General features: G+C 55.2%; 20 protein-coding genes. 13 read left to right on the forward strand and 7 right to left on the reverse strand.

Annotated elements, in window-relative coordinates; translation table 11 throughout:
- Nucleotides 1-215 precede the first annotated feature (215 nt).
- The 7 genes from ACZ1HV_RS24720 (at nt 216) to ACZ1HV_RS24750 (ending at nt 5,190) form a co-directional block, all read left to right on the forward strand.
- Nucleotides 216-1,151 carry an ABC transporter ATP-binding protein gene (locus ACZ1HV_RS24720; protein WP_472716617.1) on the forward strand — a complete coding sequence of 312 codons (936 nt, stop codon included), beginning with the start codon at nt 216-218 and terminating at the stop codon, nt 1,149-1,151.
- On the forward strand, nt 1,148-1,639 hold the full coding sequence (locus ACZ1HV_RS24725; RefSeq protein ID WP_472716618.1) for a GNAT family N-acetyltransferase: 492 nt from the start codon (nt 1,148-1,150) through the stop codon (nt 1,637-1,639). The genes ACZ1HV_RS24720 and ACZ1HV_RS24725 overlap by 4 nt, the downstream gene beginning before the upstream one ends.
- The gene (locus ACZ1HV_RS24730; RefSeq protein ID WP_298822228.1) at nt 1,636-2,397 is read left to right on the forward strand and encodes an ABC transporter permease; all 762 of its coding nucleotides are present in this window, start codon (nt 1,636-1,638) and stop codon (nt 2,395-2,397) included. The genes ACZ1HV_RS24725 and ACZ1HV_RS24730 overlap by 4 nt, the downstream gene beginning before the upstream one ends.
- A 33-nt stretch (nt 2,398-2,430) precedes the next feature.
- Entirely contained in the window at nt 2,431-3,327 is an 897-nt protein-coding gene (locus tag ACZ1HV_RS24735) for a D-alanyl-D-alanine carboxypeptidase family protein (RefSeq protein WP_472716619.1), read from the forward strand.
- Between the two features lie 111 nt (nt 3,328-3,438).
- A complete protein-coding gene (locus ACZ1HV_RS24740; RefSeq protein WP_472716620.1) occupies nt 3,439-4,083 on the forward strand; it encodes a class I SAM-dependent methyltransferase in 645 nt (214 codons plus the stop codon).
- A gap of 2 nt (nt 4,084-4,085) precedes the next feature.
- Complete coding sequence (locus tag ACZ1HV_RS24745; RefSeq protein WP_472716621.1) at nt 4,086-4,382, forward strand: putative quinol monooxygenase; 297 nt, start codon at nt 4,086-4,088, stop codon at nt 4,380-4,382.
- A 46-nt stretch (nt 4,383-4,428) separates the two neighbouring features.
- Nucleotides 4,429-5,190 carry a helix-turn-helix domain-containing protein gene (locus ACZ1HV_RS24750; protein ID WP_472716622.1) on the forward strand — a complete coding sequence of 254 codons (762 nt, stop codon included), beginning with the start codon at nt 4,429-4,431 and terminating at the stop codon, nt 5,188-5,190.
- A gap of 64 nt (nt 5,191-5,254) precedes the next feature.
- Here ACZ1HV_RS24750 and ilvC read toward each other — a convergent pair whose 3' ends face one another.
- The 3 genes from ilvC to ACZ1HV_RS24765 all read right to left on the reverse strand — a co-directional run bounded on the left by ilvC (nt 5,255) and on the right by ACZ1HV_RS24765 (nt 8,176).
- The gene (gene ilvC, locus ACZ1HV_RS24755; protein ID WP_152500827.1) at nt 5,255-6,274 is read right to left on the reverse strand and encodes a ketol-acid reductoisomerase; all 1,020 of its coding nucleotides are present in this window, start codon (nt 6,272-6,274) and stop codon (nt 5,255-5,257) included.
- Nucleotides 6,275-6,377: 103 nt separating this feature from the next.
- Nucleotides 6,378-7,028, reverse strand: a complete 651-nt coding sequence (locus ACZ1HV_RS24760; protein ID WP_298822234.1) for a TetR/AcrR family transcriptional regulator — start codon at nt 7,026-7,028, stop codon at nt 6,378-6,380.
- Between the two features lie 254 nt (nt 7,029-7,282).
- Nucleotides 7,283-8,176, reverse strand: a complete 894-nt coding sequence (locus tag ACZ1HV_RS24765; protein WP_472716623.1) for a LysR substrate-binding domain-containing protein — start codon at nt 8,174-8,176, stop codon at nt 7,283-7,285.
- 168 nt (nt 8,177-8,344) lie between these two features.
- Here ACZ1HV_RS24765 and ACZ1HV_RS24770 point away from each other — a divergent pair, with 168 nt between their 5' ends.
- From ACZ1HV_RS24770 to ACZ1HV_RS24785, 4 genes are all read left to right on the forward strand, one after another.
- Nucleotides 8,345-9,478, forward strand: a complete 1,134-nt coding sequence (locus tag ACZ1HV_RS24770) for a TauD/TfdA family dioxygenase (RefSeq protein WP_472716624.1) — start codon at nt 8,345-8,347, stop codon at nt 9,476-9,478.
- Nucleotides 9,475-10,242 carry a class II aldolase/adducin family protein gene (locus ACZ1HV_RS24775; protein WP_472716625.1) on the forward strand — a complete coding sequence of 256 codons (768 nt, stop codon included), beginning with the start codon at nt 9,475-9,477 and terminating at the stop codon, nt 10,240-10,242. Before ACZ1HV_RS24770 ends, ACZ1HV_RS24775 begins: the two co-directional genes overlap by 4 nt.
- Nucleotides 10,243-10,395: 153 nt before the next feature.
- Nucleotides 10,396-10,989 carry a DJ-1/PfpI family protein gene (locus ACZ1HV_RS24780; protein WP_298959572.1) on the forward strand — a complete coding sequence of 198 codons (594 nt, stop codon included), beginning with the start codon at nt 10,396-10,398 and terminating at the stop codon, nt 10,987-10,989.
- A 174-nt stretch (nt 10,990-11,163) separates the two neighbouring features.
- Nucleotides 11,164-11,514: a ribbon-helix-helix domain-containing protein gene (locus ACZ1HV_RS24785; protein ID WP_298822241.1), complete on the forward strand. Its 351-nt coding sequence runs from the start codon at nt 11,164-11,166 to the stop codon at nt 11,512-11,514.
- A gap of 3 nt (nt 11,515-11,517) precedes the next feature.
- Here the strand turns inward: ACZ1HV_RS24785 and ACZ1HV_RS24790 are convergent, their stop codons facing one another.
- The 4 genes from ACZ1HV_RS24790 to gatC form a co-directional block, all read right to left on the reverse strand.
- On the reverse strand, nt 11,518-12,618 hold the full coding sequence (locus tag ACZ1HV_RS24790; RefSeq protein ID WP_472716626.1) for an NAD(P)/FAD-dependent oxidoreductase: 1,101 nt from the start codon (nt 12,616-12,618) through the stop codon (nt 11,518-11,520).
- Between the two features lie 179 nt (nt 12,619-12,797).
- The gene (gene gatA / locus ACZ1HV_RS24795) at nt 12,798-14,282 is read right to left on the reverse strand and encodes an Asp-tRNA(Asn)/Glu-tRNA(Gln) amidotransferase subunit GatA (RefSeq protein ID WP_298959579.1); all 1,485 of its coding nucleotides are present in this window, start codon (nt 14,280-14,282) and stop codon (nt 12,798-12,800) included.
- Nucleotides 14,283-14,285: 3 nt separating this feature from the next.
- Nucleotides 14,286-14,771 (reverse strand): GNAT family N-acetyltransferase, encoded by a 486-nt coding sequence (locus ACZ1HV_RS24800; protein ID WP_472716627.1) that lies wholly within the window; start codon nt 14,769-14,771, stop codon nt 14,286-14,288.
- 17 nt (nt 14,772-14,788) lie between these two features.
- Complete coding sequence (gene gatC, locus ACZ1HV_RS24805; protein ID WP_472716628.1) at nt 14,789-15,076, reverse strand: Asp-tRNA(Asn)/Glu-tRNA(Gln) amidotransferase subunit GatC; 288 nt, start codon at nt 15,074-15,076, stop codon at nt 14,789-14,791.
- A 174-nt stretch (nt 15,077-15,250) separates the two neighbouring features.
- On the opposite strand from gatC, the gene ACZ1HV_RS24810 reads away from it, so the two are divergent.
- Both ACZ1HV_RS24810 and ACZ1HV_RS24815 read left to right on the forward strand, forming a co-directional pair.
- Nucleotides 15,251-15,856 (forward strand): TetR/AcrR family transcriptional regulator, encoded by a 606-nt coding sequence (locus tag ACZ1HV_RS24810; protein ID WP_472716629.1) that lies wholly within the window; start codon nt 15,251-15,253, stop codon nt 15,854-15,856.
- A 62-nt stretch (nt 15,857-15,918) separates the two neighbouring features.
- Complete coding sequence (locus ACZ1HV_RS24815) at nt 15,919-16,491, forward strand: YHS domain-containing (seleno)protein (RefSeq protein ID WP_298822247.1); 573 nt, start codon at nt 15,919-15,921, stop codon at nt 16,489-16,491.
- Nucleotides 16,492-16,568: the final 77 nt, after the last annotated feature.

The raw sequence follows: 16,568 nt of genomic DNA on the forward strand, positions 1-16,568 counted from the left end.
TTCAGTGCGGAGCTTCAAAGCCGTGTGAAACTCGGGTTGCACGCAATGAACACAACCAGTCAACGACAGTATTGAACGTCATGCGTGGATCGTCCGCAGAGGTCGATCATGGAACTAGATACCTTGCATCTTGCGGAGGCTCTGCCCACATGCGAGGGTGCTTCGTCTTTGGCCATCCGGTCAAAACTGAACTGTTCGATCCGGTTTAGGTCTTCATGTCACCAATACTCTCCGTCCGAGACCTGGAAAAAACCTATGAGGGTGGTTTCCAGGCACTTAAGTCCGTTTCGCTTGATATCAGCCAGGGCGAGGTCTTTGCATTGCTCGGGCCCAATGGTGCCGGAAAAACCACGTTGATCAGCACGATTTGCGGTCTCGTTCAGCCAACCGGAGGCAGTATCCATGTAGGCGGGCACGATGCGATCAAGGAGTACCGGGCTGCCCGACAATTGATCGGTCTGGTTCCACAGGAAATGCCGACCGCGCCATTCGAAATAGTTGGTGACACTGTTGCAATGAGTCGTGGTCTTTTTGGCCTGAAAAGAGACCCGGCGCTGATCGAGCGTATTTTGAAAGATCTGACGCTTTGGGACAAAAAAGACAATCCGATCATGGCGCTCTCCGGCGGCATGAAGCGACGGCTGCTCGTTGCCAAGGCCCTTGCGCATGAGCCCAAGATCCTTTTTCTCGACGAACCAACTGCGGGTGTCGATGTGGAGTTACGTCACGACATGTGGCGGATTGTCGGCGAGCTCAAGGAAAAGGGTGTCACGATTATCCTGACCACGCACTACATCGAAGAGGCTGAACAGATGGCCGAGCGGGTAGGGGTGATCAACAAGGGAGAAATCATCCTGGTCGAGGAAAAAGAGGAGTTGATGCGCAAGCTTGGTCGCAAACTGCTGAAACTCAGTCTTTCCGAACCCCTTGACGCAATACCTGAAGAACTCAAAGACTACGAACTCATTCTCGAAGATGACGGGACCAGTCTGACCTACACTTATGACACACACGCAGAACGCACGGGGATCACGTCGTTGTTGACGGATCTGGCGAGCGCCGGCGTAAGGTTTCAAGACTTGCAGACAGACCAGTCGTCACTGGAAGACATATTTGTCGGTCTGGTTAGAGAAAATCGGAACCAAGCATGATGACGGACTATTCTATCCGACGCGCGAAAGCTGAAGACCGGAACGCCCTGACAGATCTTTGCCTGCGCTCCAAGCAATCCAACGGTTATGACGATGATTTCATGGCGCAGTGTACCGAAGAACTGACGGTCCGGGACAGCTGGATAACCGGCACAGAGTTCTGGTTGGCCGAAGACATCACCGGAAAGCTTGCCGGCTGTATTCGTCTGTCTGTTGAAGAAGATGGGGCAAGCGGTGAACTTGAAACGTGTTTCATCGACCCGAGCTGGCAGGGAAAAGGTGTCGGGCGAGCGCTTTTTGATAAACTATATGCTCAGGCAAATTCGCTGAAGCTGGAACGCATTGGTCTGGATGCGGACCCCTTTGCGGAACCATTTTATGCGCGCATGGGCTTTAGAACCGTCGGGCGGACGCCGTCCGGGTCCATTCCCGGACGAACTTTGCCCAGGATGGAACTGGAGCTGCAGACAAGGCGGATCAGCGCATGAATTTTGAAGCCGTCAAGTCTATCTATTTTGCGGAAATGGCGCGGACCAAACGGACGGTCTTTCAAAGCGTCATCTCGCCAGTGATCTCTACGGTACTTTATTTCGTGGTCTTCGGAGCTGCTATCGGCTCTCGCATCACGGAGGTTGATGGTGTCAGCTACGGTGCCTTTATCGTGCCAGGCCTGATCATGTTGTCGCTCATGACGCAGAGCCTTTCAAACGCTTCCTTTGGCATCTATTTCCCGCGCTTTACCGGAACGATTTTTGAAGTGCTGTCAGCGCCTGTCTCTTTTCTGGAAATTACCGTCGCCTATGTTGGCGCCGCGGCAACCAAGTCAGTCATTGTCGGGTTGATCATTTTGATCACCGCCAACTTCTTTGTGGATCTTCAGATCCAGCACCCGATCTGGATGGTTGCCTTCTTCATTCTGACAGCGGTTACGTTCGCACTTCTCGGTTTCATAATCGGCATCTGGGCGGACAATTTCGAGAAGCTGCAGTTCGTACCACTGCTGATCGTGACGCCACTGGCTTTTCTTGGCGGAAGCTTTTATTCCATCAATATGCTGCCGGAGTTCTGGCAGAAAGTGACACTCATCAATCCGGTGGTCTATCTGATCTCCGGGTTCCGTTGGAGCTTTTACGGGCAGGCGGATGTCAGCCTTTGGCTGTCTTTGCTGGCAACCATGATTTTTCTAGGCGGCTCATTGGCCGTTGTACATTGGATATTCAAGACCGGTTACCGCCTGAAAGCCTAGGCAAAAGTGCGCCGGTCATGCGTGAGACAAACAATGCTCTGGTCTTCTTTCGTTAAAAAGACGTCCGTGGTCCTGCTGGCCGGCCTGCTCGCCGGCTGTCAAACCGCTCAAGGGCCGTCATCGCCGTCACCTGCAGCGAGCAATGCAGCATCGGCTTCTGTCCAGAGCGTCTCCTTACCCGTCGTCAGTTATGCACCGGCCACAGCCGTTGAACGTGGTTTTTCTGCGCTGGTGCTGAATGCGGCAACGGGTGAACAGCTTTATGATGTCGACGCCGATGCGCCGCGTTATCCCGCTTCGCTGACCAAGATGATGACGCTGTATCTGCTGTTCGAAGCAGTCTCCGACGGTCGTTACTCCCTGTCATCTCCGCTTGAAGTTTCGGCAAATGCCGCAGCGCAACCTCCCGCAAAGATCGGGCTGAAGGCGGGGTCAACGATAACCGTTCAACAGGCTGCCCGTGCGCTTGCCGTGAAGTCTGCCAATGATGTTGCCGTTGCTGTTGCAGAGAATATTGCAGGTAGTGAAGCGGCCTTCGCGCGGCAAATGACCCAGCAGGCACGTGCGCTTGGAATGGGAAAGACGCGTTTCGTCAATGCAACCGGGCTTCCGGATCCGGCACAGGTGACGAGCGCCCGCGACATGGCAAAACTCGGGCTCGCTCTCAAGCGACGGTTTCCGCAGTATTCCAGCTATTATCGCCAGAAATCCTTCACCTATAACGGCCGGTCGTTCAGAGCGACCAATAATCTGATTGGCAAGGTTCCAGGCGTCGACGGGTTGAAGACCGGATATATCCGAATGTCCGGCTACAACCTTGTCGCCACGGCAAGGAGAGCTGGAAAGCAATTGATCGTCGTGGTGATCGGCGGAAAAAGCGAAACAGCACGCGACCAGGAAGTGACCCGGCTGATCGAAGCCAATTTCTGACGTATCGGCGTCGAAAAATTTGGCAGGTCACAGCGTAAACTTGTCCTTTCGCAGGAGGTGAACTTCCTCTCGTCATTGCAAGATCCCTCCGTTTTCAAGAGGGACATGCACATGACTTTGGCTGAGCGATACGAGAAGGGTGCGGACCGGTGGGCTCCGACCCTTGAACGTCTGGGTTTCCCCGCTGCCTATCGTTTCCTGTTTTCCAGGCTTGGCCTGACATTGCACGACAAGGACGTTTGTGACGTCGGCACGGGCTGTGGGGATTTTGCGGCCGCCTTGTTCGAAGTATCCGGTCAGGCGAAGTCGCTGACATTGGTCGATCCCTCATTGACCATGTTGCAAAAGGCGCGCAAACGACTGAAATTTGCCGGACGTCAGGTGCAATCAATGCCGGTTCGGCTGGATGAACTCACCTTGCAGAAGACCCATGACCTGGTCCTCGGTGCCCACGTGCTGGAGCACCTTGATGATCCCGAACATGGGCTCAGACACTTCTACGATCTGCTGAAACCCGGTGGTCGTCTGGTCCTTTCGGTAAGCAAGCCACACCTTTGTCAATGGTTTATCTGGTTGCGGTGGCGACATCGCTGGTACCACGAAGATGACGTTTTTGATCTGCTCCAGCGCGCGGGTTTTCAATCCATCGAAGTGCATCGTTTTCCCAATGGTGTGCCGGCGCGCTGCAGTCATGCCTACTCGGCCTTTCGGGGTGTCAATCAGGACCTGTTTTCGAACCAAGCTTTGGAGAGTTGATCATGCTGGTAGCACTTGTCGATTTCACAGTGGATCCCTCGCAGCGGCAGGAGGCGCTGCATGTGTTGTTGAGTGAAGTTGCCACGGTAACCGCGATGCCGCAGTGTCGGACATTTAGACCCTATTGCGACCCGGCCAGCGAAAGTCATGTCGGCATCGTGCATGAATGGCAGGACGAGGCCGGATTTGAAGCATATCTCAAGTCCGAGGACTTTGCGAAAATCGGTGAAGTGCTCCGCCCGTTGATGACCTCGGCTCCGTCCAGCCGCCGCTATAGGGCAACGCCACTGGAAACGTGACATCTCCAGGCTTTCGCGCGCGCGACTTCGCGATAAGGTGGTTTGCATGACAGAGCTTCCAGCCTATTCCGTTGCACAGTGTTTTGGCCCGGCGCCGAAACAGCAATTCAAGTTTGACCGGCATTATCTGCTCTATTCCGTGAGCGGAGGACTGAGACTGGAAGCAGAAGGAACCATATGGTCTCAGCCCCCAGCAAGGGCGGCTCTCATCAGGGCAGACAAGCCGATCGAGATTTCCTTGCCCGTGAAGATTGAGTGCCGGTCGGTGCTCTTTGCAAAGGCGTTTGTTCCTGCGCCTCCAAATGTTCTGAGCGTGTTTGAAATGACACCGCTGGCGCGGGAACTGGTTTTGGAATGCGCGCAATGGGGCGAAACGGAAAGTAGTCTTTCGAGCTATGCGCAGGGGCTCTTTGGCACCCTTGCATCAGTCATATGGAAGCTTTCCGAAACACCGAGCCGCCTTTCCATGCCGGCACCAACGTCGGTAGCGGTCAGGCGTGTTCTGGATCGCACAGAGCAGTCTCTCGCAAACCCGCCGACTTTCGAGGAGCTGGCTGCTCTTGTCGCGATGAGCCCACGTACATTGGCCAGAAAACTGTCTGATGAACTTGGCATGACCTGGCGCCAGTGCCTCCAGAAACTGAGGATTATCGGCGCGGTGGAAGCCTTGTCGCAGACAGACCTGCCTGTGACGGAAATCGCTTTTGCCCAAGGCTACCAAAGTCTGTCGGCCTTCAACTCCGCCTTTCGGGAGCTGACCGGCAAGACGCCATCAGCATATCGTGCCAGTTTCAACGCGAGCCCATAGGGGCTCGAAAAAAGCCCCGCTGATATCAACGGGGCTTTCTCTTTGGCTGTCGATGGGGACTTGATTAGTTCTTGGTTTTGTCGACGAGCGCGTTGGACTTGATCCACGGCATCATGCCGCGCAGCTTTTCGCCAACTTCCTCGATCTGGTGCGCGTCGTTCAGACGACGTGTCGCCTTGAACTTGGCAGCGCCCGCACGGTATTCCTGCATCCACTCTGAAGTGAACTTGCCGTTCTGGATGTCTTCCAGAACACGCTTCATTTCCGCCTTGGTTTCAGCAGTCACGATGCGCGGTCCGGTGACATATTCACCCCATTCCGCCGTGTTGGAGATGGAGTAGTTCATGTTGGCGATACCGCCTTCGTAGATCAGGTCCACAATCAGTTTCACTTCATGCAGGCACTCGAAATAAGCCATTTCAGGTGCATAGCCTGCTTCGACCAGGGTTTCGAAACCGGCACGAATAAGTTCTACGAGACCACCGCACAAAACGGCCTGTTCGCCGAAGAGGTCAGTTTCGCACTCTTCCTTGAAGGTCGTCTCGATGATGCCGGAGCGGCCGCCGCCAACGCCACAGGCATAGGACAGACCAAGGTCTTGCGCATTGCCGGAAGCGTCCTGGTGGACTGCGATCAGGCACGGAACACCGCCGCCTTTTTCATATTCGCCGCGCACGGTGTGGCCAGGGCCCTTGGGAGCAACCATCAGGACGTCAACGGTGGATTTCGGCTCAATCAGGCCGAAGTGGACGTTGAGACCATGCGCAAACGCAATCGCGGCACCGTCGCGGATGTTGTCTGCAATGTGGTCGCGATAGATGTCTGCCTGGAGCTCATCCGGCGTTGCCATCATCATCAGGTCGGCCCAGGCAGCAGCTTCTGCCACTGTCATGACCTTGAAACCATCGGCTTCCGCTTTCAAAGCGGTTGTCGACCCGGCGCGCAATGCGACTGCAATCTCTTTTGCACCGCTGTCCTTGAGGTTCATCGCATGGGCACGGCCTTGTGAGCCGTAGCCGATGATGGCGACTTTTTTGGTTTTGATCAGATTGATATCTGCATCACGATCGTAATAAACGCGCATGGGTTCCTTTCTCCCGTTTGCATTCCGTTTGCTTGTTAAAGCCGGATTTTGATCCGGTCTTTGTCTTTTGAACGTGTTCTGACCGAGGTCGGAAGGCCGCTGTTTACGCTCCGAACAAACGATAAAAGCGGTCGACTGCCGTTTCGGCCTGAGTCCTGAGATCCTGCTCGTCGGGGCTTGCGGTCTCGCCGAGCAAAAGACGGATGTGAACATCGCGGATCGCCAGGCCATAAAGCACCTGGTATGCATCTTCCGCGCTGTCGAATTTTAGCAATCCGTGGCGCCTGCCGCTTTCCAGCATGGTGCGTGCACGCGATGAAATCATGTGTTTGCCGCGCACCAGCAGCAAATGGCCAAGTCGGTTTGAGTTGGTGTTGCTTTGGCCGATCGAAAGCCGGTTGAGCGCAAGCGATGTTTCGGAAAAGAGAACGCCGAGCAGTGCCTCGACGAAGGCGGATACGTGGGCGCGAAAGGTTTCCGCGTCAGCGGTTGCTCCTGCCTCTGAAGGGAATTGCACCTGGCTGGCCTGGAACGCGACAACAGCTGCCAGCAGGCCGTCTCTGTCACCGAACCACTTGTAAAGACTTTCCTTGGAGCAGCTTGCCGTCCGTGCCAACCCGGCGGTTGTCAGAGCCTTTTCGCCTCCGTCCACCAGCAGCGTCAGCGCGTGTTGCAACACGACCTGCTGGCGCGGCGAAAATTCTGGCGCGGCGTCCGGGCGGGATGTGGCAATGTCGTAGGCGGCTGCTGGCATGGGACTGAACGTGGCCTTCAGAGGCTCTTCCTGATAGAACTTGAATGAGAACCGTACGGTACGGTTCGGGTGAGGTTATGGCAAAGCCGACTTAATTGGTCAAGAGGGATTTTTGCCCACGGGATATTCAAGTTGGGTGGGAACCAGGCGGAGCGCCGTGTCGGGCGACCCAGAGGCCGGGAGTTGATCGCCGGCAGGTTCTCAAATCTCAAAGACGATGCTTTCGGCTTGTTCAGACGGCCCGTGTCTGAGGACTATTCACTTGCCACCTGTTTGAGCCAGGATACGACGAGCTCGGCTGTCGCCTTGTTTCGGCTCCTGTGCGACAGAACCGCGTGATAGGCATCTTTCGGGGTGAGCGGCGGTAATCCAGCCGGTGCCAGCAGCCCTTTTTCAGAATAGTCCCCTGTAATTGATCGCCAGCCCAGCATGATACCGTGCCCTGAAAGCGCGGCCTGTGCCGCCTGCACATAATTTGAAAATCGGAGACCCTTGGCCGAACCAGCAGCCTTTAGGCCGGTTCTGTTCAGGTAGTCTGGCCAGGAGACCCATCGCCGGTCGTCAGTCTCCACATGGATCAGGAAGGAAGAGGCGAGGCTGCCATCATCGGCTTTGATCCGTTCAAGGTATTCGGGCGCGCAAACTGGTTCGATTCGCTCTTCAAAAAGCAATTCCACTGCGCCATCACTCCAGGCACCGTCGCCGTAGCGCATGGCAATATCGACCCCCGGGCCGAGACGCGGCACTTCTTGCGAAGTTGATTGAACATTCACGGCAAGGTCGGGGTGGTCGAGGTAAAAGGCCTCCAATCGTGGCATCAGCCAATAGGTGGCAAAACCGATCGTGCAGGCGAGCGTGACCGCAGCGCTGGACGGGTCCGACAGTGCGCGTATGTCCTCAAGAGCGTCATTCAGTCTCTCTCTGTTTTCAACAACGGCATTCAAGAGGATTTCACCAGCTTCGGTAAATCCGGCCGGTCTTGTGCTTCGATCGAGCAATGATGTGCCGATATGATCTTCCAGTTGCTTCAACGACTGACTGACTGCAGACAGGGATACATTGAGCTCTCTTGCAGCCCGGCTGGGGCTGCCGGTTCGGTGAACTGTTTCGAAAACGTGCAACAGTCTGAGTGGTGGAAGTCGATCCATGTGCGTTTTATCTTAAGTTTCTGCTTAAATTAACTTGCGTTTTTATCACCTTTTCAAATCAATTCCTCAAGTGCATCTTTCCCAAAGCTCCGGGAGTTTCTGAGATTTTCAGCTACTCCCGTGGCCTGCACGATATGACAAGAATGATTAAGTTAAGGAGCTGTTGGGATGCTCGGGACCGGCGAAACCGGCGTGGTGCTGAAAGAGCGGGGCATGGATGTGCCGCTTGAAACCGGCGAGACCGCCTACTTCAATTATTTCTGGCTGCGAGACAATTGCCCCAGTTCCTTCGATCAAGAAACCCGGGAGCGGGCCTTTGATATTTTTGCTGAATCTGAAGCGCCATGCGCGTCTTCCGCAGCAATATCAGGGGGCGTTCTGGAAATTACCTGGGCTGGAGCAGGTCACGTCACACGGATGCCGCTGTCCTTGCTGGCAAGCTACGCCAAGGGTGAAAAGCGGGCAGATGTGGCAAAAGTGAGCCGAACCCCCTGGTTCGCTGATCACTATGACCATATGGCCCGCTTCTCCTACAGCCAGCTGACGGAAAGTGATACCGAGATCCGCTGTTGGGCAAAAGCCATGCTCACCGATGGCATCGCGCTTTTGACCGGTTTGCCTGATACGGATGCGGCTCTTCTCGACACAGCCAGCCTGATCGGTCATGTCCGGCCAAGTTATTTCGGTCAGGTTTTTGAGGTCAAAACCCATATCAAACCCACCAACCTTGCTTTCACCTCAAAAGCCTTGCCCTTGCACACGGACCTGCCGGACGAAGATTTAGCGCCAGGGATCCAGTTTCTTCACTGCCGTGCCAATACCGTTGAGGGCGGCAACAGTCTCTTTGTTGATGGGCTGGCGGTAGCGGAAGACTTTCGTCTTGCCCATCCAGAAGACTTTGAGTTGCTGGTTGCGACTGACGTGCCCTATTTCTGTGAGCACGAACGGTTCGACATGCGCTCCCGTCAGCATGTGATCGAACTCGATGAATATGGAAATGTTTCCGGCGTTACCATCAGCCAGCATCACGCCGACATGTTTGATCTGCCGCAGGAGGAACTTGACCGGTTTTACCCGGCTTTCTGCCGTTTCGGGCAGATGATGCGCCGTGAAAAATACCTCATGCAGTTCCGGTTGAATGCAGGCGAGTGTATCGTTTTCGACAATCACCGGATTGTACACGGCCGGGCGGCCTATTCAGCCAGCAGTGGGGACCGGCATTTGCGTGGGTGTTATACTGATCGCGGCGAATTGCGGTCTACCTTTCGGGTGCTTGAAGGTAAGAAGGAACGAACGGAATGAACGTTGTCACAGATGTCGATTTCGGCTGCGAGGCGCGCCAAAGCGAATTGGAACTGCGCGAAGACCTCGCGGCGGCTTTCCGCATGGCGGTCAGGTTCGGCTGGCACGAATCTGTTGGCAATCACTTCAGCGCCGCGGTGTCAGAGGACGGTTCAAAGTTTTTGATGAACCCGAAATGGCGGCATTTTTCCGAGGTGAAGGCAAGCGATCTTCTCCTTCTCGGTGCCAATGATGACACTGTCATGGAAGGACCCTATGCGCCGGATCCATCTGCCTGGTGCATTCACGGAACCGTTCACCGGATGAACCCGAAAGCCCGGGTGCTGTTTCACTGTCATCCGCCGAATGCGACGGCCCTTGCAACGCTTCAGGACCCGGGCATGAAGCCGATCGATCTCAACACCGCTCGATTTTTCGGCAAAGTGGCCATCGATCTGGGCTTTGGCGGTATGGCGGATGAGGCGGAAGAAGGACGCCGGATCGCACAAACACTTTCAGACAAACCTGTACTGATCATGGGAAACCACGGCATTTCCATTTCCGCAACGACCGTTCCAGAAGCGTTTGAGAGCCTCTATTTTTTCGAACGCGCTGCCGAGACTCTGTTGAAGGCATATGCAACAGGTCAGCCACTAGCTGTCATGTCAGACAATCTGGCAGCCAAGACTGCTGCTGAATGGGAGCCATATGTTGGAATGGGCTACGCTCATTTCGACTACTGGAAACGAGAATTGGATCGAACAGAACCTGACTACCGCGACTGATTTCCAAATATTTTCAATCTCTTGGCGTCGAAAGTATTGCCGCATCTCGGTACGGGATATCAAAAAAACACCGTGTAGTAGTCCCGTAATACCCACGCAAATCCTTTGCCTGTTAGCCTTTCCCCATCGTCATTTGCTGATGGAGGATGAAGCATGAGCGCGAAGAAGATCCTTATGATCACCGGAGATTTTACGGAAGACTATGAAACGATGGTGCCGTTTCAGACGCTGCTCGCAATGGGTTATACCGTTGACGCCGTTTGTCCCGGAAAGAAAGCCGGAGAAACGGTGGCCACGTGTATACATGATTTCGAAGGCGATCAGACCTACACGGAAAAACGGGGTCACAATTTCACCTTGAACGCAACCTTTGCGGACGTGGATGTTGCCGACTATGACGCGCTTTTGATACCGGGTGGCAGAGCTCCGGAGTATCTTCGCCTCGAGGCTGAGGTCATCGACGCCGTGAAGCATTTCATGGACGCGGCAAAACCGGTTGCTGCCATTTGTCATGGGGCACAGATCCTGACAGCTGCCAAAGTTGTTGAAGGCCGCACGGTATCGGCATACCCCGCATGCCGTCCGGAGGTGGAGCTTGCCGGAGCAATCTATGCCGATATTGCCATTGATGCCGCTGTGACGGATGGCAATCTGATCACGGCACCGGCCTGGCCGGCCCATCCTGCCTGGATGGCCCAGTTCCACGCGGTGCTAAGCGGTTCTTCGATTGGAACATTGGCTGCCTGATATCGACACAAGCAGACGTCCCGGACACGTCGACGTGAGACGTGTTTGGGATTTTGCATGCCAGGAAGTACTCTTGCCTGAAGCTCCCAAGAGGACTTGATTTGGAGTTTGCAAGGAGGCGTGCGCGTGGTGTCGGCCTTGAAAGCGTGCTTGCAAACCGAGCTGGAGGAAAACATGTGCAAACTCTTTATTGAAGCAGACCCGGCGCTTTGGGAAAGCAGCACCAAGTCCCTGCGCATTGACGGCATGGTGACATCAGTTCGCCTTGAAGCTTTCTTCTGGAGCGTTTTGGAGGAAATTGCTGCCAGGGATGACATGAATGTGGTTCAGCTCATCACCAAGCTGCATCACGAAAGCATTGATGCCGGTCATGACCTCGGCAACTTCACGAGTTTTCTGCGTGTCTGCTGTGGCCGCTATCTTGCCTTGCAGCTGTCCGGAGATGTTCCGACTGACAAACGTCTTCCGATCGCTGCACTGGATGCCGATGGCATTCTGGAAGCGGAAAGCGAAAGAGTTCACTGAAGTTCAGCCAAGACGGGCTTTTACTTCTTCTGCAATTGCCAGCGCGGCTGTCAGGCCGGGTGATTCAACACCGTAGAGCGCAACCAATCCATGAAGGCCATGCGTGTGTGATCCCTCTATTCTGAAATCTGCAGCCGGTTCCCCAGGACCGGCGATTTTCGGCCTTATGCCGGAATAATCTGACACCAGCGATCCGTCCGGAAGGTCAGGCCAATAGGAGCGGATGGCACTATAAAAACGGATGCCGCGTGCAGGGTCGACAACGTAGTCAAACTCTTCAACCCATTCCACATCAGGGCCGAAACGCGCTTGATGCTGCAAATCCAGCGTCAGATGAACCCCGAGCCCACCAGGCTCCGGAACCGGGTAAATCAACGTTGAAAATGGCGCTTTGCCCTGGAGTTTGAAGTAGTTGCCCTTGGCCAGATAAGCCTTGGGCGGCGTGGCCCCGGGAAACGCTTGCATCAGACCTGGTGCGCCATGCCCGGCGGAAACGATCAGCTCCCTGCAGGTGAGTGCATAGGTTGCCTTGTCGCCTGTTTCGATGTGAACGTGGTAGCCGCCAGCGAGCTGGGCCTCGATGCCGGTGACATTGGTGTTCAGGACCACCTGACCGCCATTTGCCTCCAGACCACCCTGCAGCGCCAACATGAAGGCATGGCTGTCTATGATGCCGGTGGATGGTGACCAGAGCGCCCCGGAGCAGTCGAGCGCCGGTTCCCGTTCATGCAATTCGTCGCGGTCGACAAAAACAAGATCGGATACACCGTTCTCCGCTGCCTTTTGTTTGATTTTCAGAAGCTCGTCGAGCTGTGCATCATGCGCGGCGACGATCAATTTGCCGATACGTTCGTGACCAACACCATTTTCCGCGCAGAACTCATAAAGCTGATGTTTTCCGTCGACACAAAGGCGCGCTTTCAGACTGCCGGCCGGGTAATAGATCCCCGCGTGAATGACTTCGGAATTTCGGGCACTGGTTTCAGATCCGATCAGGCCATGTCTTTCCAGCACCATGACTTCGCGGCCGGAAAGTGCCAGCGCGCGCGCTGAAGCAAGACCGACCGCGCCTGCGCCGATGATCAGAGTTTCAATATCTGTCATGACCGGTCCTGTTTTCCAAGGGGTACCCCGACGAACTGGCGGTTTTCAGTTGCTGATCGACCACTCCGGAAGGGCCTCCCGGCATGCAAGAAAGAAGCACCGCCGGGAGTAACGTCGATTCAGGAATGCTCCCGTTTATGTGCATTCCAGAGAGCAAAGAGCAGGGGTGTTGCAGGCGGCTAGCCCCACCATTTCTGCGGTTCGAATGAACCGGCAGCGTCTTCGATGACCTGGCCAACCTGGAACAGCGTGCTTTCGTCAAACGGCTTGCCGATCAATTGCAGACCGAGGGGCAGTCCGTCCTTGTCGACGCCGGCGGGAACGGAAATGCCCGGCAGCCCGGCCATGTTCACCGTCACCGTGAAAATGTCGTTCAGGTACATTTTCACCGGATCTGAGTGCAGGTCCTGATCCGCAACGCCGAATGCAGCAGACGGAGTGGCTGGTGTCAGAATCGCGTCGACACCGTTTGCCCAGGCAAGATCGAAATCGCGCTTGATCAGGGTGCGGACTTTTTGAGCCTTCAGATAATAGGCATCATAATAACCGGCAGACAGCACATAGGTGCCGATCAGCACGCGACGTTTCACTTCTTCGCCGAAACCCTCTGCGCGCGTATTTTCGTACATCTCGACAATATCGTTGCCGGGAACCCGCAGCCCGTAGCGGACACCGTCATAGCGGGCAAGGTTCGAAGAGGCTTCCGCTGGCGCGACGATGTAATAGGCCGGCAAGGCATATTTGGTGTGTGGCATGGTGATGTCGACGATCTCAGCACCGGCATCTTTCAACCAAGCGATGCCTTTCTGCCAAAGCTCTTCGATTTCATTCGGCATGCCGTCCATGCGGTACTCAGCAGGGATTCCGATCTTGAGACCTTTTACGGATTTGCCGATGGCGGCTTCATAGTCCGGCACTTCGACGTCGACCGAGGTGGTGTCCTTCGGGTCGACCGATGCCATGGTTTTCAAAAGAATTGCACTGTCACGCACCGTGTGTGCAATCGGACCGGCCTGATCGAGCGATGAGGCAAAGGCGACAACGCCCCAACGCGAGCAGCGGCCGTAGGTTGGTTTTATGCCGACCGTTCCGGTAAAGGCAGCAGGCTGACGGATGGAGCCGCCGGTGTCCGTGGCAGTCGCCCCCATGCAAAGACGTGCTGCGACAGCCGAAGCTGAACCACCCGAGGAGCCTCCCGGTACAAGATCCTGGTTGGATCCGTTTTTCCGCCACGGGTTGATCACGGGGCCGTAATAGGAGGTTTCGTTGGACGACCCCATGGCAAACTCATCCATATTGAGCTTGCCAAGCATGACCGCCCCGTCTGCCCAAAGGTTTGACGTGACCGTGGATTCGTAGGCAGGTTTGAAGCTGTCGAGGATATGGCTGCAGGCCTGAGTGTGGACACCTTCGGTCGCGAACAAGTCCTTGATGCCAAGCGGGATGCCTTCCAGAGCACCGCCTTCGCCTTTGCTGAGTTTCTCATCGGACGCCTTGGCCATATCTCGGGCTTTGTCTGCAGTAACGGCAACATATGCGTTGAGCTGGGCGTTGGCTGCCTCGATGTTGTTCAGGAATGCTTCGGTCAGTTCCTGCGAGGTATAGTCCTTGTTCTTCAGGCCCTCGCGGGCATCGGCAATCGTGAGTTTGGTCAGATCGGTCATGGATCAGGTCTCTTGGTGGGCCTTTGTCGGCCGGGAATAGAAAACGGAATAGGGACTTTCGGGATAGTCGAGCACGGGTCCGCATTCGACAAAACCGGCATTTTCGTAAAGCTGCCGGGCAGCATCGTAGTTGTGTCCAGTCTCAAGAACGAGTTCGGCAAAGCCTTCGTCGACAGCTCGTGCCATGACATGATGAAGGATCAGCCTGGCAAGCCCGAGCCTCCGGTAGCCGGGGCGGACATAGAAACGCTTAAGTTCACCGATGCCACCTGGATGGCGATGAAGCGCGCCGCAAGCTGCCGCCTTTTCGTCGACGCGAGCCACAAAGACGGTCGTTTCAGGACCAGCCATCTCATCAGCGGTCATGCTGTAGTTGGCTTCTTCCGGCGTCAACGATCCCAGCACGGCATTCAATTCGGTGATCATGTCCCTCATGTCAGATGACAAAGGGCTTTCCACCTCAATTTTGATGGCGTCAGGCGAGCTCATTCCGAATTTGGAGCCTCTTATTCGACGACTTTGGGAACCATGAAGAAATTGTCTTCAGAGGCCGGGGCGTTTAGCGTGATGTCTTTGGCCTTGTTGCCGTCGGTAATGCCATCGACACGCTTCTTCATGGTCTGCTCGACCACGGAAGTCAGCGGCTCGACACCGTCGATATTGACTTCGTCAAGCTGCTCGACAAAACCCAGAATGGCGTTCAGTTCGCCGGTCATTCTGGTCGCCTCATCTTCGCTCACCTTGATCCTTGCCAGGCGGGCAACTCTTTTTACCGTATCGGTATCAACTGACATGTTTTCCTCATCGGCTGTCGCCACAAAGTTCCAGTGTGCTCCTGCACATGAACGTGGCATTCCGGTCCTGTTTGCCGTCCTTCTGCCCTGAAAATCAAGCAGTCATGCTTGTTTCACGAAGACAATCTCACTATTACGGTTCCATTTGGTACCGTTTTGTTGAGTGAGGATCTTATGCAGGCAGATGTAGGTTCGCCAGCCGGTCGGCCACTCGACAGCAGGGTTTCGTCTGCATTGCTCGACGCGGCTCTTCGCGAGATTTCTGAACACGGCCTTGAAAAAACGACGATCGCCGAAATCGCAGCGCGTGCCCACACCAGTAAGCAAGCCATTTATCGAAGGTTTCGCGACAAGACGGACCTCGTCACAGCTGCGCTTCTGGAGGCTTTGCGCAAGTCGGTACCGCCTCCACCTCAACGTGTCAGCGTTGCGCAGGATCTTCAACAATGTCTTCAGCACACTGCCGCAGTGCTAACTCAAACGCCGCTTGGTTCCGCGCTTAGAGCGCTGGTTCCCTGTCACCGGGAGCCACGGCTTGCGGCCGTACTGGATGAAGCCGAGGCATCGCAAAGACTTGTACTGCGGCAAGTGTTGATTGCAACGCCTTTTGAAGCTGACATGGAGACCAGGATCGATCTGTTATTGGGCCTCATCTATTTTCGCCTCTTTTTGCGCGGCACTGACATTCATGATGACGACATTGAACGGGCGATCTATCTTGTACTCGGATTGATTGCGCCAAGAGAACCGATGCCACCTGGGAGATTGCCGGGACTTTGAGTTTGTCTACTCACATTTTGCTGTCATCTGGCTGGCAGTTCTGTGATCAAGGGTGATTGGCAATGAGCAGCGTCAAGGGGCATTTTCCGACCAGTGCGGTGCAGGAATGCGCCGCCCTCCCAATCGCCAAGGAGACGTCAATGCCGCTTTACACCTCCAAATCCGTTCTTCTGGGTCTGACGGCCCTGTTTTCAGCAGTGTCCTTCACAGCTTCTGCTGACGAGATCACCACGTTCACCAAAGGTGGTGCAGCCATCGGCGGTACCGATCCGGTTGCCTATTTCACCGAAGGCAAGCCGGTTGCAGGTTCTGACGAACATACGTTCACCTATGATGACGTGACCTGGAAATTCTCTTCTGCAGAAAACCGCGACAAGTTCGCTGCGGAACCGGCAAAATATGCACCGCAATATGGTGGGTTCTGTGCATTTGGTGCAGCCATGGGCTTCAAGGTGCCGGTCGTGCCGGAAGCCTGGTCGATCGTCGACGGCAAGCTCTACCTGAACAACTCCCTGAAAGTTCAGGAGCGTTTCGAACAGGATGTGCCCGGTCATATCAACAATGCGACCTTGAACTGGGAAATCATCAAGGAGAAAAAGCCGGAAGAGCTGAAGGAGCCGATCATCCGCAATTGATCGTGTTTCGTCCCGCAACAAGAAAGCCCGCCAGCCGGCGGGCTTTTTTATTGTTTCCAATTGCCAGACGGTGTGTT

This window comes from Roseibium sp. JB4-4 (genome assembly GCF_055693425.1).